Source organism: Mesorhizobium sp. M0166, from assembly GCF_040322255.1.
GTDB lineage: Bacteria > Pseudomonadota > Alphaproteobacteria > Rhizobiales > Rhizobiaceae > Mesorhizobium.
The window spans coordinates 1-15,864 of sequence record NZ_JAMYTD010000049.1; the positions used below are offsets into that span (position 1 = coordinate 1).

Below are 15,864 nucleotides of genomic sequence, written 5' to 3' on the forward strand. Positions count from 1 at the left end.
TCGCCAATGGCTGGCCAAACAGCGATATCGAGGCGCTCATGCCTTGGAACTACCAGCGCTGAACGGCATCAGCTACGCGCTTACGTTCGCGCACGCATCATCCTCGTTTGTCATCAGCGCCGTCAGGGCGTCGATGAACATCAGTCATTCGCGTACAGGCTGTCGCGAAAAGCCTTGTCGGCGGGTCTGCCTTGATCAGGCTTGCCCTGGGCTCGCAGATCCGGCAGGACCTGACGCCGATCTCCACCAGGGACGCTCTAACCTGTTCGCGCTCAAGCTCATGCCCGAGCGCGGCATGGCCGGCCTCTGTCAGACCAGTCCTCTTAAGCGCCGCAACCCCGGGGGGCCAGCGCGTCGGTCTCGGGATTGTTGGTGTGGAACGCCATCACTCCATCACTCGCTCGCATAGCCGTTCAAGTGTATCGGTTTATGGGAATTTGGACACCGATTGAATGCCCCTCAGCATCGACGCGACACGAAGCCAATCGGCCACGCAGAAGCCAACTGTAGACTGAATGGGGATCTTACGGCTGCCTTTCCCAGACCTCGAGCAGTATCTGAGGTCGCTTCGATAGGCCACTGGTACGCCGGTACTTTCGTATGGGCCCGGAACTGCGCAATCATCGTCTAGCCAGATCCAGCAGCCTTGCCGCTGGCGATGAAATGCGGGTTGGCGAAATCCTCGTCATCACTCTGGTTGCGCTTGCCGTAGGCGAGCAGCTGACCATCCAGCGTGCGCGTCGCGCCGCCGGCGGCGCGTAGCACCGCGTCACCTGCGGCAGTGTCCCATTCCATGGTGCGGCCGAAGCGTGGATAGAGGTCCGCCTCGGCGCCGGCGACGAGGCAGAATTTCAGCGACGAGCCGACCGAAACGATCTCGGCAGCGCCAAGCGCGCGGATATAGGCGTCGGTTTCCGGCGTGTTGTGGGAGCGGCTGGCAACGACGGTCAGCGGCATCGTACCGGCCCTTGCCGAAATCGGCTGGCGATCGACGATCTCGTAGTTGTCATTGATCTCGATCGTTTCCGCTTTGCCCGGCCGGCCGGAAAAGAAGCGGCCGGTGCACGGCGCGAAAACGACGCCGATCTCCGGCACGCCGTGACGGACCAGCGCGATATTGACAGTAAAATCGGTCCTGCGGTTGACGAACTCCTTGGTGCCGTCCAGCGGATCGATGAGGAAGAAGGCCTCACCGAGATCCGGTGCCATGATGCCGGCCGAAGCTTCTTCCTCGGCCACGCACGGAATCTCGGGAAATGCGGCACGCAGCCCGGCAAGGATGATCTTCTCGCTCTCCCGATCCGCCTCCGTCACTGGCGAACTATCCAACTTGCTGTCGACCGCACAGCCGGCACGAAAGACGCGCATCACCTCGCGCCCTGCCGCCAAGGCAAGGTGTTCGAAGACGGCGAGCATCGCTTCGTCGTCAGATACCGCCGCCGCTTTCATATTGGTCTTCGGCAATGTCCCGCTCGTTCAGCCAGTGTTCCAGGGCGTCCACCATCTCCTCGGCCGATCTGCCGAGTGTCTTGAGATGGATTTCGGGCTTTTCCGGCACCTCATATGGTGAATCGACGCCGGTGAAATTCTTGATCTCGCCGTTCAGCGCCCGCGCATAAAGGCCCTTCGGATCGCGCCTGGCGCACTCCTCGAAGGGGGTGTCGACAAACACCTCGATGAATTCGCCGTCCGCCATCAGTTCGCGCGCCATGCGCCGCTCGGCGCTGAACGGCGAAATGAACGACACGATGACGATCAGCCCGGCGTCGGCCATCAGCCGCGCCACTTCGGCGACGCGGCGAATGTTTTCGACACGATCGGCGTCGGTGAAGCCGAGATCGCGGTTGAGGCCGTGCCGGACGTTGTCGCCGTCCAGAATGTAGGTATGGCGGCCGGTGGCGAACAGCTTCTTTTCGAACAGATTGGCGATAGTCGACTTGCCCGAGCCCGAAAGCCCGGTGAACCAGAACACCGCCGGCCGCTGGTTCTTCATATCGGCACGCGCGCGCTTGCCGACATCGAGCGACTGCCAGTGGATGTTTTCGGCGCGGCGCAGCGAATGCAGGATCATGCCGGCGCCGACGGTGGCGTTGGTGATGCGGTCGATCAGGATGAAGGCGCCGGTGGTGCGGTTTTCGACAAACGGATCGAAGGCGATTGGCGAGCGCGTCGAGATGTTGCATATGCCGACTTCGTTCATTTCAAGCGACTTGGCCGCCTCATGGGCGAAGTCGTTGACGTTGACGCGGTATTTCAGGTCGGTCACGGTGGCGCTGGTCTGGTCGGTCTCGGTGCGCAGGATGTAGGAGCGGCCGGGCAGCAGCGCATGTTCGTCGAACCAGACGATATTGGCGGCGAACTGGTCGGCGACCTGTGGCCGCGCCGCCGGCGATACCAGCATATTGCCGCGTGAGACCTCGACCTCGTCATCGAGGACAAGGGTGATAGCCTGGCCGGCGATGGCCTGCTGAAGGTCGCCGCCGTGCGAAACGATGCGCCTGACACGGGAGGATTTGCCCGATTTGGCGACGACCACCTCGTCGCCCGGCGCAACCGAGCCGGAGGCGATGGTGCCGGCGAAGCCGCGGAAGTCGAGGTTGGGACGGTTCACATATTGGACGGGAAACCGAAACGGCAATTCGACCGCGGCCTCTTCGACCGAGACGGCTTCGAGATGTTCAATGAGCGTCGGGCCGGAATACCAGTCCGTCCTGTCGGAACGGCCGGTGACGTTGTCGCCATAACGGGCCGACATCGGTATGGGCAGGATCGTCTGGAAGCCGAGCTCACGTGAGAACTGCGCGTAGTCTGCCACGATCCGGTTAAAGACCGCCTCGTCGAAGCCGACAAGATCGATCTTATTGACTGCGAGCACGATGTGGCGAATACCAAGCAGCGAGGCGATGATCGAATGCCGCCTTGTCTGGCGCAGTACGCCCTGGCGGGCATCGATCAGCACGATGGCGAGATCCGCGGTCGATGCACCCGTCGCCATGTTACGCGTGTATTGTTCGTGGCCGGGCGTGTCGGCGACGATGAACTTGCGCTTTGGCGTGGCAAAGAAGCGATAGGCGACGTCGATGGTAATGCCTTGCTCGCGCTCGGCCTCGAGCCCGTCGACCAGCAGCGCGAAGTCGACGTCGTCGCCGGTGGTGCCGTGCTTGCGCGAATCGCGCTCGAGCGTGGCCAGTTGGTCCTCGAAAATCTGCTTGGTGTCGGAAAGCAGGCGCCCGATGAGCGTCGACTTGCCGTCGTCGACCGAGCCGCAGGTGAGGAAGCGCAGCAGCGACTTTCGTTCCTGTGCCGCCAGATAGTCGCGGACGCCGTCGGTCGGGGTGAGGCTCTTGGCCATGATGTGGCGCATACTCAGAAATACCCCTCGCGCTTCTTCTTTTCCATCGAGCCGGATTCGTCGCGGTCGATCAGGCGACCTTGCCGCTCGGAAGTGCGCGCCGTGAGCATTTCGCCGACTATCGCCTCCAGAGTGGCGGCTTCCGAGTCGATCGCGCCGGTCAGCGGATAGCAGCCGAGCGTGCGGAACCGCACCATCCGGTTCTCCACTGTTTCGCCGGGCCGCAGTCGCATGCGCTCGTCATCCCTCAGGATAAGCATGCCATCGCGCTCGACGACCGGCCGCTCCTTCGCCAGATACAGCGGCACGATCGGGATGTCTTCCTGGAGAATGTACTGCCAGATGTCGAGCTCGGTCCAGTTCGACAACGGGAACACCCTGATCGATTCACCGGCAGCGATGCGGGTGTTGAAAATCTTCCACATCTCCGGCCGCTGGTTCTTCGGATCCCAGGCATGCTGGGCGTTGCGGAACGAGAAGATGCGCTCCTTGGCCCGCGACTTCTCCTCGTCGCGTCGCGCACCGCCGAAGGCTGCGTCAAACCCGTATTTGTCGAGCGCCTGCCGCAGTGCCACCGTCTTCATCACATGCGTGTGGGTGTTGGAGCCATGGTCGAACGGATTGATGTTGTCGCGCACGCCGTCTTCATTGACATGGACCAGGAGGTCGAAGCCGAGCTTTTGTTGCATCTGGTCGCGAAAGGCGATCATCTCGCGGAATTTCCAGGTCGTGTCGACATGGAGAAAGGGAAAGGGCGGCTTGGCCGGATAGAACGCCTTCATCGCCAGGTGCATGAGCACGGACGAATCCTTGCCGACCGAATAGAGCATGACCGGCTTGGCAAAGGCTGCGGCCACCTCGCGAAAAATATGGATGGATTCAGCCTCAAGCCGCTGAAGGTGCGTAAGTGCGATGTTCATGGACGGCGAGCGTTCTTTCGTACTGATCCACGGAAGGGGCTGCATCGGAGGCGACCTTCAGCCGCCCGATTCAAACTGCACTTCCGGACAATCTATTCTCGTGCGGGCGTTCTAGCAGAACGTTCCGGTCCAGAACAATGCAAGACAGGCTTGCGGCCGAACGGTTCGGGAATGAATTTTCCATGTGGCTCGCAAAATCGGGAAATTTCTGCTCATGACGCTGTTTCACGTAGGTGGGACAGGAAATTATTGCCGAGGCTGAGACCCGGAGCTGGCGGTCGAGGGCGCTTGCCCGACATTGGTCCGCCTCAATCAGTTGACAGCCAGCGGGGGCGACGAGCTAAGACGAAATTCCGATCGGTACTAGCAGCTTGCCACCGTTGTGGTCTACCTCGATCATGTCACTCTTAGGACTCAAGCGCTCTGCAAATCCTTTGTGGAAGAGGATGGCGTTCATATACGCAAAGGTCATTGCGAGTGCCTCGGTTCGCAGCGGATAATCGACTAGGGAATGAACCAGGAGAAAAGAAACCGAGAGAAATGCCGCTTTCTGAAACGGGTTGCGGCGACTTCTTGCCAAGGCAGCCAGAAGCAGTACGAAATAACCTGCTATCAGCAGGATAGCGGGCGCTCCACCTTCGAGGGCGAGTTCAAGATAGTCATTGTGAGCATGATTGACGTATTGCTTGAAAATCATGCTTTCACGTTCATAGATCTGATAGACGTTTTGAAAATTCCCGAATCCAACACCTGTCGCCCAATTGTCTTTGATCCCTTCGATCGTGGTTCGTGCAAATTCTGCTCGTCCGAAAGCGGGATCAAGCACCTGTGAATCTATCTTGGTCCAAGCGCCTATCGTGTAAATCGACAGCCCGACAAAAACCAGAAGCACACTGAACCCGCTCGCCCTAGAACGGGCTGAAAGGAAGATGACTGACAACACTGTGATCACCAATCCGATCACAGCACCAGCGCGGGAACCGGCTGCTAGAAGTAGAAGCAAAAGCGCAACCAAGCCGATCGATCCGGATAAAAGATGCCCGCGGAACAGACCGTAATAGACGACGAACGGGATTGAAACGAAGAGCAAGGCTGAAAAATGGTTCGAGTTGGCAAAAAGCCCCGCGTTAATGGTAAAGGGTAAGAGGCCGACAATTGCGATGTCATTGGAAAGGGAATATTGAATCGCGCCCGCTAGTCCGTTGCAGATAACACCCATGAAAAAAAAAGGAAGAAGCGCGCTGAGCTGCTCGGCACGTAGGCGCAATATGGCTAGAAAAAACGCCGCTGCGGCCACTAGATATAGCAGACATTCAACTGTGCGGCCGACACCAACGCTGATGAAGCGAAATCGATCTTCTCCAATCCAAGAATTTCCGAGTAGTAGCTCTGGCCGCAATCCATTGAATATTGCCCCAGGCAGGGGCACGATTTGCACACTCACCAACGCCACGGCGCAAATCAGCAGCCACAGGACAGAACGGCGGCTTTTCTGCCCAGAGGTGAGCGAAAAGACGGCTGCCGCGGAAACGATCGCAACGACCTCGATCAAGGTGTCCGTGTAGAGGCCACTCGCGGTACCGCCGCCGACCAGCAGCGAGACAAACAGGACCGAACCTAGAAGATACTTATCCCACTCAGACGGTCTGTCGCTCAAGATGGAAGTCTCTCAATGTTCAATCTGTGCATCACCAAGGTGCCGACATATCGAAATCGCCAGCTCTCTGCAATGGCAGCAGTCTGCAGCCTCAGCAACTGAAGAGGACACGCACTTGGTCCAACCGAAAATTCCTGATTGAGATTCTGACGATTATACGTGCCCTCCGGGATGCTGAATCGCGCTATTTCTCCCGATGGGTCAACACATCTGATAGACCAGAACAAATCCTTTGGAAGCTTCAAATTTCGCGCTGAAGCAATCAGCGAAATCTTGTACGACCCTGCAGGCAGCATAATGTACTGCTGGAGAGCTGCGTTTTTGACAGGTGTGTTCAAGAAGCGGACAGTGGCACCGCCCTCCCCTTCCACCGCATCCTTGGATGGCGCGAAAGTGACCTCCAAGCCTGATTGATCCTGTAGCTGCCAATCAAACGGCTTGCCGCCGAACGTAGGCTCGAACGTGCTGTTGTAAATGTACCCACCGAGCTTTCGTTCTTCTTCAGTAAGACTGAAAAGAAACAGTCGATATGCCGCCTCGTATTCCTTCTGACGGATGTAGCCGGTAATCGCGGCGGCCAGTTCGCCGGGCTTCGGCGGTGCGCCTGACCCAGTCAAATCCAGAAGCAGCCGATTTGCTAAGTCGAGCCCTTCGGGAGTCCCGTTAAGAGAGAGAAATAGACTGCCTCTCCAGGGCGCCTCCGCTGCAATGGCTGCCAGCACGGCTTGGTAGCCATCGGGATTTGCGAGAATCGTTGGTATGCCGTCAGCGACCACTGAAAATTGATCCGGCCATCGCCGCAGCAAAATATCCATCTCAGCAACGGCTTTCGCCAAATCACCTGTCTCCACATGGCGATCAATGGATCTTTGCAGCGCATGTATCTCTGTCTTAGAAAGTTCTCGGGCTTGCTGAAAGAGCTGGTAGGCTCCGTTCTTGTCGCCCTGCCGGAATTTGATTTCTCCGATTAGGCTATATAGACGAGCGTCTCCCAGATCGAAGGCAAGCGCCCCCTTAGCCTTGACAAGCAGCTGGTCCAGATCGGGAGCATTATTCCTGTCGTTCAGTTGGCTTGTGAGGTCACCTATCAGCGCATCAACGTTCAAAGGATCAAGTGAAAGAGAAATGGCAGGCGATTCGGTTTCAAGAAATCGACTTAGCCCGATCGAGGAAGCCGCCAACACTAGAACGGATGCGACGAACCAGACGACTGAACGCCGAAGACTTCCCATGCGCGGGCTGGCTTGCTCTATCATCGACTTTGCCCTCGATCTTTGACGCATTCGCATCCGTGCCGTAGCTGTAGTATTGGTAGTTCATGTACTTGTATGAATAGTTGTAGTCGAATTTATTTACCGCAAACTTGGACATCGCGGCTCCGACCACGTTTGCGCCAGCAGCTCGCAGGCGCTTCAAGGCTGTCTTGGCAGATTTGCGCGTCACCTGACTAGTAGAGATAACCATCAATGTACCCTCGGCAAGCCTACTGAGGATCGGGGCATCCGAGAGGCCGACTACCGGCGGTGCATCGATGATGACCAGATCAAAGCGTTTGCCAAGATTGGTTAAGATCAGAGCCATCTTCGGTGATGAGAGCAGATCCGCAGGATTTGGCGGAATTGTCCCTGAGGTCATCACGGTCACATTGGGATGTTTCGTCGCCCTGAATATGATCCCCAGATCGTCCTTCCGAACGGTATTTGTTAGCAGATTGCTGAGGCCAATCGTGTTGTCGAGACCAAACAAGCGATGTAGATTCGGTTTCCGAAGATCGCCGTCAACAATAAGAACTTTCGCGCCAAGGGCGGCAAAATCTTGGCCGAGCTTGAGCGATGTCGTCGACTTTCCCTCCGAAGGCTCAGAACTGGTAACGACGAGCGACCGCGGCGCGCCTTCCGCACCTGAGAACTGCAATGATGTGCGAAGCGAGCGGTAGGCCTCCGACAGCCCTGACTTCTGATCGGCGATGCTGGCTGCGAGTTCTCGGTCGTCAACGTACGGCAAGATGCCGAGCATTGCCAACCCCAATTCTCTCTCAATCTGTTCAGGACTCGTAAAGGTGTTGTTCAACAACTCAATTACATAAATAATCAACGCACATATGGCCAAGAACAAAGCCAAAGCAATAGCAAGGTTTAAACTGAGACGTGGAGAATATGGTCGCTCAGGGAGTGCCGAGAAGTCAACAATTGCAGCACTTTGCGTCTTGAGCTCCGAACTGACTCCAACTTCGTTCAGTTTAGCGATAAGGCTGTCATATTGTGATCTGTTCGAATCGACCTCGCGTTTTAGTATGGTGTATTTGATATTTTTGTCATTGAAGATGGCCTGCTGCTTTTCCATTTCATTGAGTTTGCTCTTAAGATCCGCCTCCTTGCTCTGCGCCTCTTGATACTTTAAGCGCAATGAATCTGTGATCGCCAAAACACCGTTGTTGTAGACCCTTTGCAATTCTTTGATCTGCGACTGAAGCTGTTGCATTTCCGGAAAGCCGGGCTTCAAAATACCCAACTTTTGTTGGTACTGGCTCGTCAGATCCGCCAACTTCTCGCTGAGCTTCTGCAGACCTTCGCTTTCCAAGACCGGCGCGAGGCTCGAGCCGCGGCCTTTGTCGATCTGGTCCACCGCTCGCCCTGCATCGAGACGGTCCTGGATAGCAGTCGCGAGCGCTGTGTTCAGGGCATCGATATTCGAACCTATCAATGACTTGTCGTCACCTGTTACGGTAATGCCTGCATCCTTCGCATAGGCGACCAATTCCTCTTCTGATTTCTGAAGCTTTTGTTTTACCTGCAAGACCTGTTCCTGAATGAACTGCCGGGCCAGGTCGGAGGTTTCGCTGGTCTGATCAAGACGCTGATCAATGAAGCTTTGCGCAACCTGGTTGGCCACATCGCTTGCATATTTCGGCTTCTGATCGATGAAGGTAATGGACAACAAACTCGTGTTTGGGACTAGGTTGACTGTCAGGCCATTAAGAACGCGATCAATCGCAATCGCCTCACGTTGCTCTGGCGTTTTCTCCTCCATGGACGGCGCCTTGGAAACTCCGAAGGCGCGGTAGAAGATGTTAGCGGGCGAGAAATCGGGCGTCGGAAACAGGAAGTCCGGCTTTTCGCTAAGCCCCAACTGGAACACTACGCGCTGAGCCAGCGCACGGCTTCTCAGCTTTTCTCGGGCAGTGAGAAATGCGCGCACGTCGCTGTTCTCGGAAACCACCTCGATGTCTTGGAACACCTTGGCAGAAGGAACCAAGACTTCTAGCTGGGTTGTTGCCTGATATTTTGGAGTTTGCATCATGGTAACGATGACGCCTGCGACAAGCCCGGCGGCAGCCATCATTACGATCAGCCAGCGATACTGGACAACGTAGAACAACAGTTTCAGCGGATTAAATCTCTGTTCCGCCTCCAAATAATCGCGGCCATAGGGGCTGTAGTTCTGCGCACCATCATAATAGACATCTGCGGACAAGACTTGGCTATTGCCGGGCCCAGCAATTTGGTGCTGCCTGTTGCGATCGAGCATAGCGCTAGATAATCCTAGGTTTGCCTATATTGGGCTGGATGGAAAGCATCTATGGAACCAGTACGCCAATTCTAGCTGCACTTGAAGCAACGCCGAGAGCGTCCTTGAGATTGTTCATTGCGATTTTCGACTTCGACGCAAAAATTACAATTTTGTCGCCACCGTAGATGCGCGGATTGCGGGCCTTGCCACCGCGAATCTCTTCTACATTGTAATTAGCAACCAAGATGTTTGGGCCGACATTGCGGTAGACAAAGACCTTTTTTGCGTCACCAACGGCATTGAATCCTCCAGCAAGGGCGATCGCGTCGATGAGGGAAGAATTGCTCGATACCGGATAGATACCTGCCCTATTAACTTCGCCATCGACTGTTACGCGCTGCCCGATCGACTCCTTGACGAAAATCGAAACATCAGGGGATTGCAGATATTTGGCGCCATAGGCGGTTTCGATCTCCTGCTCCAATTGGCGGACGGTCTTCCCCGCTGCGGCAATGGTGCCGATAAGCGGCAGCGAAATCTGGCCGCTAGAATCCACTTGAACCGTTCTGTTCAAATTGTCGACCTGAAACACGTTCACTTCCAGCACGTCGTTCGGTGATAAAGGCTGTTCGCTGCCATTCTGGGTGTTTTGCGGCGCAGGCAGATCCTTTACCACCTTCAGAGCCCCACCGCCTGAAAGTGACGTCGACGATGACGCTAACTGCAGCGCATCAACCGAGCTCGACGAGGACGGTGTTGCTGACGAGGTGCTCGTGCACGCAGACATTACTGGCAACGCAAACAGGACGAATACGGTGCCGATAGGGCTTTTTGCAATACGAAAAACGCCCATCATGCTGTCCCGCCCTTGAACAAGCGGCCAAATGCTCCAAAACGGCCGGTGTTGCCGGCGCTCGATGTCTTCGGACGTGTCTTTCCGACCGGTTCGATGGGTCGGTTCGCCAATATCTCACCTGGACGTTTCAACACCATATTGTGAGCCTCGTCTTCGCCACATCGCTTGGCAGCAGCAGCAACCGCCTGCGAAAGTCCAGGACGGCGGCGCGTGGCGCTATGCGTGTCCGATGCAATAATGTCCACCCTGCCCTCGTCAATCAGCTTTTCCGAATAATAAAGCGCCGTGCGCCCAAAAGCACCAACAATCGAGTCTGCGGTAAGCTGGATAAGGCAGCCCCCTGCATTCAGCCTCTCGATAACGTCATAATTCGTTTTGATCCAGGTCAAACGCTCAGGATGCGTAAGGATCGGAACAAACCCGGCGTTTATGAGGCGTAGAGTAAGATCCTCCATTCTTGGAGGTAAAACATGATGGGGTGGTTCGAACAGAAAATAGCGCGACCTGTTCAAAGTTGGCACACTGCCTGCCGCCAATCGTTCGGGAAGATCAGGCGCTATGTGCACGTCGGCGCCCACGTAAAGAGCAAGCGGTATCGCGGCGTAGCGCAGCGCCTGGTCCAACTCTTTAACTGCGCGGACTATGTTCGACGTTCCGTTTTCATACACGCCCGGTGTGACGTGCGGCGTGCACACCATATGGGTCGTTCCGTCGGCTACCGCCAGCCGGGCCATTTCCAACGATTCGGCAAGTCTAGGTGAGCCGTCGTCGAGGCCAGCCAAGATATGAGAGTGCAGATCGATCATGAGCGTTTGTAACTGCAACGAAGCAGCGCAGCGACGTCATCTCCAAAAAAAATGAATGCGTCACTCGCAGGACAGCGAATGACGCATTTGTCAAGCTTACTCAACAGGAATGCCGAACCGGAGCTAATGGTTGACAGGGTCGTCATCATGTTGGTCGATGACCGATACTGCACCACAGATAACAGCGCCGGTCAACAAAGTTAACGCATGGCAAAGCCCCACGCCTCGCGTGTCCGGCGCTACACATATGCCCCGTTCCAAGAGGTCGACTTTGATCGTCGAAAAGACGTCAATTCGCCCAACGAACGACCGAGCCAGGCCATTCGCATGCCGCCTTAGGTCTGAGCGATTTGACACGCACTCCGGCCACACACCAGCGTGCGCATCAACGCGGTTCTGTCACAGCGAGCGGCGAGACAACAGGGGCGCGCGCATGTCTGCTGCAGCGTCCCTGTTACCGCAACTCAGACTTAATTGCTAACGCCGTGATCTTTGTCCGCCGTCGCCGCCAAAATACCGGCCCCAAGCGCCATGCCGCCAAAGATGAAGAGTGGCGTATTGTTGTTGGAATTACCCGTGGAATTACCAGCTTGGGCAGTGTGCTCAGAACCCAGAACATTGAGGCAGATCTTGTTCTCAACACGGGAGATATCGAGGGTCGAGTTAGCCGGGACGCTGACATTGCAGCCACCGACATTCACTGAAGCCGAGCCCTTGGCGCCAACCACGACGCGACTGCCGAAATCCAGCGCGCCTCCTGCTTGCGCAGGACCATAGCCTGCCACTTGCGAGACCATCACGTTGCCATTGACGCGCTTGATCGATCCAATCGGATTCACACCCTGATAGGCAGTTGCACAAGTGCACGATGCATCCTGCGCAAAAGACGACACAGGAGCGAGGCCGACCAAGGCAACAAATCCAGCCAACGCACTTTTGAAAACAACATTCATCCGTTTCGATCCTTCTGTCCCACGTTACCTGAGGCCCACCCGCCGCAAGGTCTAGGTAGTGAATTAAGCGGGTACCAGCTTTTTGGGCTAATTCCAACCCGTTTCGCAATTGCGAGATAATTTTTGGTTTCGGTGTGGTCGATTGAACACACTGTTAGTCGATTCAAATGTACCATCTTCCGCCTGCGACCGAGGGTCAGCTTTCTTCTCTGTAGAAGCCTATCGCACATTGCAATCTGGGGCCACTGATCACGACGACCAGCGACAGAGCTACGACGACGGCGAGCAAGGCCTGTAGGTTGTGCCCGCTTGGGCACTCTGTCCACACAGGATCCCGCTCTCAACTAGTTTCGCGGCCAAATCCGCCCCGTCAGACGTAAAGCACTGGACAATCACAGCATCGGCGTATTTTGGCGCGACATTGCCATCACAGGGTGTTCCTGTACCGACCGGCTTGCAGGTCAAGGCAACACCCTGATAGTCCCGGCGCGCAGCTTCCGTTACCATTCCGCGCATGGATTGGGGCTTCGTAAATGCAACGCCGCACAGCATGATCTTGTGTCCGCCCACACGAAGATCATCGATTGTCTGAATGAAAAACGCGCCGTGAAGCGGTTCAAGTGCCGTTAAGGGCTTAAGTGGTGCCCTTGAACTATCTCTTTGCGTCACGATAAGGCCAAGAAAGCCAGAAACGAACATCAGCAGTATTAGACTAAGCAGACCTACCTTCTTGAACGACAAGACGCCCTCCGCCAACTGTGTTTCTACTGCACTCTGAATACCCACACACGTGATGACGCCGCCATTCCTCGAGTGGAGCCGCGAATACTGCCGCCAACTGGCCGCCCCGGATTTCAACCCCACGGTGCGATTTTGGTGACCAACAGACGAGCCCACATCGCACGCCACCGCAGCATCATCAAGATGACGATTTACTCGGAACAGAGCACAATCGGATGATAGCGACTGCAGGTCCCTGACACGTTGATTAGATGTCCAACAAAAGTCGATTTTCCGCCTAGAAGTGGCCAGGGGAGCCAAAGCGGCGCCTGGGAGCGCGATATGGCAAATGACGCAGCAGGGATCCAGCTAGAACTCGACATGGCGCTTGGCGGCGTGTCGTTGCCCGCTGGAGTTTACGAGATGATCCCCGGAGCTGAATCGCCTTTTACGCTCAGCAACCTTCCAAACAAACTCTACAGAGCGGTTGCGGTAACCCAGGGTAATTTTACAATCTCTGGAAATGGAGTCGTCTTTCACGGCGTCAACAGACCTGGCGTCGCACCTTCCGATATTCAACCAGTATTTGCGACCGACAAGAATCTGACAGTCGGCTCGGTCAAGAATGTGACATTCAAAGACGTCGCGTTTGACCCTACAAACGACCACGCTCCAGCTAATTCAAACCAACGTTTCTTCTATGGCGTAGGCATCGACGGCTTGCGCTTTTTGAACACCGTTGGACATTCCAGCGGGAATCGGAGCGGATATTTCTCTCACATTCAGAACAGCCGCAATATCCAGGTAATGGGCCACCGTCATGACAGAATGACAGGCGGGTACAACCTCCGGTATTGCGAAAACATCGTAGTCACCGATTTTATATTCAGCGATTTCTCTGAAGCTATCGACTTAGATGGAACTTCAAAGCGGGCAATCATTCGCAATGGCGTCTTCCAAGGAACAAAGCGCACGCAACAGTGCATCGACGTGAACGATCAGGTTGACGCCTCCATTGGTGATTTTTCGGTTAATAACGTCGGCAACATCATTACCATAAACTATAAGACAACGACGCCAGATACATACAACGAATACCTCCTTAATTCTGCGGTACGGAATTTTCAGGTTGGAAAACGCATTTTTGTAAGTAACATCAGTGGAAGCCAAATCGGCGATGGGGTTAACAACCCTTCCATTTATATCGGGTGGGACTGGGCCGCCGGAAATCATGCAGGGTCTGGTCCGGTCTGCGATATCGCTCTTGAAAATATATGCTTAGAAGATACAGGGTTTGTCTTTATTCGAGAATGCTCTGGTCTCGTCTTCAAGAACATCACTTTACGATCGGTGATTTCTTCACCTGGATTTTCAGCCGTCGATATGCGCTCAGCCGAGGCAAATGCAGATCAGATTGGCTTTTCCGACCTCGATGTCCAGATCGACAAAATGAGGATCGAAAATGCCCAACGAGGAGCCTTGAAGATATCTGCTCCGTCGCGTGCTATCGTGAACAGCCTCATAACTCGTGGCAACAACACGTTGGGCGGCACAGATCCCGATTTGATTATCACGTCTCTCCATACTCGAGCAGCGCATTGTAGCATAGACAATTGCGACATCGAAGGGGACGTATTGATCGCCGGCGACAGTACGAGCATTGCACCTTGGAAAGCGCAGACCTTGTACAAAAGGAACTCTCTAGTCGTCAATGATGGTCGATTCTATCGTTCAACCGTTGACGGTATTTCGGGATGGTCTGGCGGCCCATCTGGGATCGGCACAGCCGTTCCTGACGACGGCAGCGAATCCATTGCGGCATGGGCGGGTGGCAGCAAATACTTGGTCGACGACCTCTGCAGGAACCAGGATCGCTGTTACATCTGTATGGCAGCTGGCGTTTCGGAGTTCTCCGGCGGTCCCACTGGAACCGATGAAAGAATCTTCGACGGGACCGCTGTGTGGCGACCAATCAACGGGTCTGTGCTGTGGCGCTATCTCGATAGCCCCTACTCAGTTCTGTGGGGTAAAACAAACAGAGTGGGAGGAACGGTCATCCTGGAGGGCGACACCCAAAACTACATCCATGGTGAACACGTAGACGTCGAGGTCGGCAATTTGTCCGCCAAAGGTACTGTCAGAAAGAGCGTGTTCGTAACGCGGCGTCGGACGTTGATCACTCGCGGCAGATATTTGGTGTCGCTGGACGCGGCACCCGACGAAAAGAATTGTCGAAGTCTCTCGCTGACGCGGGATCGGAACGGAGCATCAATTAGTATCGCCACGATTGACACGGCTGCAGAAGGATTTAGTTCGTTCGTTTGTCGCGATGCTGGTGTCCGAGCAAACCAGGCGGGCTGCTATTTGGATCGGGGCGACATAGTCACCATCAATTCAGACCATAAAGGTGCAGGTCTGATGCTCGAAAATCTCAGGGTAATACTGGACTTCATCGAATATTGAAGCTTGCAAAAGATCGGCGAGAACTTGGCAAGCGATGTGTCAAGGCCGCGGCCTGAGGAGGTCCGAGAGCCAAGCTGTTCGATACCATTGCGCTTGCAAGTTTTGACGTTTTGACGCGATCACGGCTCAGTACACGGCACCGCCGTCGCACGGTTGCTTGCTGGATGCTGCCGACCAGCGCCTACGTCCTACGTCCGCCAATAACGGCCGTTCATGTTCTCGTCACCAGCGGTCTTGAGTAAGCGCCAAGCCGACCCATCTGGCGCGCTTCTCGCTTTTGCCATAGACATAGGCGCCGGCGTAGAATGGGTTCTTCAGGATCGAGATCACGTTGCGGTAGCGGATCGGAATCCAGTCGAAGAACACCATCTTCCTGCCGTCGGATGGGCTGGGGAATGCACGCCATCATCGATCATCGAGATCAGGACCTGGCGCGCACTGCCGAGTTCGCGGAAGCGCGCGAATATCGCTTATTTACACAACCGCGACGGTAACAGCGTGCTCGTCGCTTGCTAGCGACTTTGCGTAAACGAAGCGCTCTAACTTCTCTTCTACCGACAGTGCTGCAAATTTAACAAGCGCAGCCGTTGTGATGTGAAACTCACCGCATGCCGGGCAGCTAAACGT

Annotated in this window: 11 protein-coding genes and 1 pseudogene; 1 reads left to right on the plus strand and 11 read right to left on the minus strand. The window is 55.5% G+C overall.

Going from position 1 to position 15,864, the window contains the following annotated elements; translation table 11 throughout:
* Nucleotides 1-627: 627 nt before the first annotated feature.
* From cysQ to NKJ46_RS30415, 10 genes are all read right to left on the minus strand, one after another.
* Nucleotides 628-1,416 carry a 3'(2'),5'-bisphosphate nucleotidase CysQ gene (gene cysQ, locus NKJ46_RS30370; RefSeq protein ID WP_352493523.1) on the minus strand — a complete coding sequence of 263 codons (789 nt, stop codon included), beginning with the start codon at nucleotides 1,414-1,416 and terminating at the stop codon, nucleotides 628-630.
* 10 nt (nucleotides 1,417-1,426) lie between these two features.
* Complete coding sequence (gene cysN / locus NKJ46_RS30375; protein WP_352670364.1) at nucleotides 1,427-3,364, minus strand: sulfate adenylyltransferase subunit CysN; 1,938 nt, start codon at nucleotides 3,362-3,364, stop codon at nucleotides 1,427-1,429.
* A gap of 2 nt (nucleotides 3,365-3,366) precedes the next feature.
* Nucleotides 3,367-4,272 carry a sulfate adenylyltransferase subunit CysD gene (cysD, locus tag NKJ46_RS30380; RefSeq protein ID WP_352493512.1) on the minus strand — a complete coding sequence of 302 codons (906 nt, stop codon included), beginning with the start codon at nucleotides 4,270-4,272 and terminating at the stop codon, nucleotides 3,367-3,369.
* Nucleotides 4,273-4,612: 340 nt separating this feature from the next.
* Nucleotides 4,613-5,929 (minus strand): O-antigen ligase family protein, encoded by a 1,317-nt coding sequence (locus NKJ46_RS30385; protein ID WP_352493513.1) that lies wholly within the window; start codon nucleotides 5,927-5,929, stop codon nucleotides 4,613-4,615.
* Nucleotides 5,926-7,113, minus strand: a complete 1,188-nt coding sequence (locus NKJ46_RS30390) for a tetratricopeptide repeat protein (protein WP_352670392.1) — start codon at nucleotides 7,111-7,113, stop codon at nucleotides 5,926-5,928. The genes NKJ46_RS30385 and NKJ46_RS30390 overlap by 4 nt, the downstream gene beginning before the upstream one ends.
* On the minus strand, nucleotides 7,073-9,457 hold the full coding sequence (locus NKJ46_RS30395) for a GumC family protein (RefSeq protein ID WP_352493515.1): 2,385 nt from the start codon (nucleotides 9,455-9,457) through the stop codon (nucleotides 7,073-7,075). The genes NKJ46_RS30390 and NKJ46_RS30395 overlap by 41 nt, the downstream gene beginning before the upstream one ends.
* Before the next feature lie 49 nt (nucleotides 9,458-9,506).
* A complete protein-coding gene (locus NKJ46_RS30400; RefSeq protein ID WP_352493516.1) occupies nucleotides 9,507-10,295 on the minus strand; it encodes a polysaccharide biosynthesis/export family protein in 789 nt (262 codons plus the stop codon).
* Nucleotides 10,292-11,101: a tyrosine-protein phosphatase gene (locus tag NKJ46_RS30405; protein ID WP_352670367.1), complete on the minus strand. Its 810-nt coding sequence runs from the start codon at nucleotides 11,099-11,101 to the stop codon at nucleotides 10,292-10,294. Before NKJ46_RS30405 ends, NKJ46_RS30400 begins: the two co-directional genes overlap by 4 nt.
* A gap of 470 nt (nucleotides 11,102-11,571) precedes the next feature.
* A complete protein-coding gene (locus NKJ46_RS30410; RefSeq protein WP_352493518.1) occupies nucleotides 11,572-12,054 on the minus strand; it encodes a hypothetical protein in 483 nt (160 codons plus the stop codon).
* A gap of 270 nt (nucleotides 12,055-12,324) precedes the next feature.
* Entirely contained in the window at nucleotides 12,325-12,795 is a 471-nt protein-coding gene (locus NKJ46_RS30415; protein WP_352493519.1) for a hypothetical protein, read from the minus strand.
* 321 nt (nucleotides 12,796-13,116) lie between these two features.
* Here NKJ46_RS30415 and NKJ46_RS30420 point away from each other — a divergent pair, with 321 nt between their 5' ends.
* Nucleotides 13,117-15,237: a hypothetical protein gene (locus NKJ46_RS30420; protein WP_352493520.1), complete on the plus strand. Its 2,121-nt coding sequence runs from the start codon at nucleotides 13,117-13,119 to the stop codon at nucleotides 15,235-15,237.
* Nucleotides 15,238-15,501: 264 nt separating this feature from the next.
* On the opposite strand, the pseudogene NKJ46_RS30425 reads toward NKJ46_RS30420, so the two are convergent.
* Nucleotides 15,502-15,704: pseudogene (locus tag NKJ46_RS30425) on the minus strand (recombinase family protein); the annotation flags it as partial.
* Nucleotides 15,705-15,864: the final 160 nt, after the last annotated feature.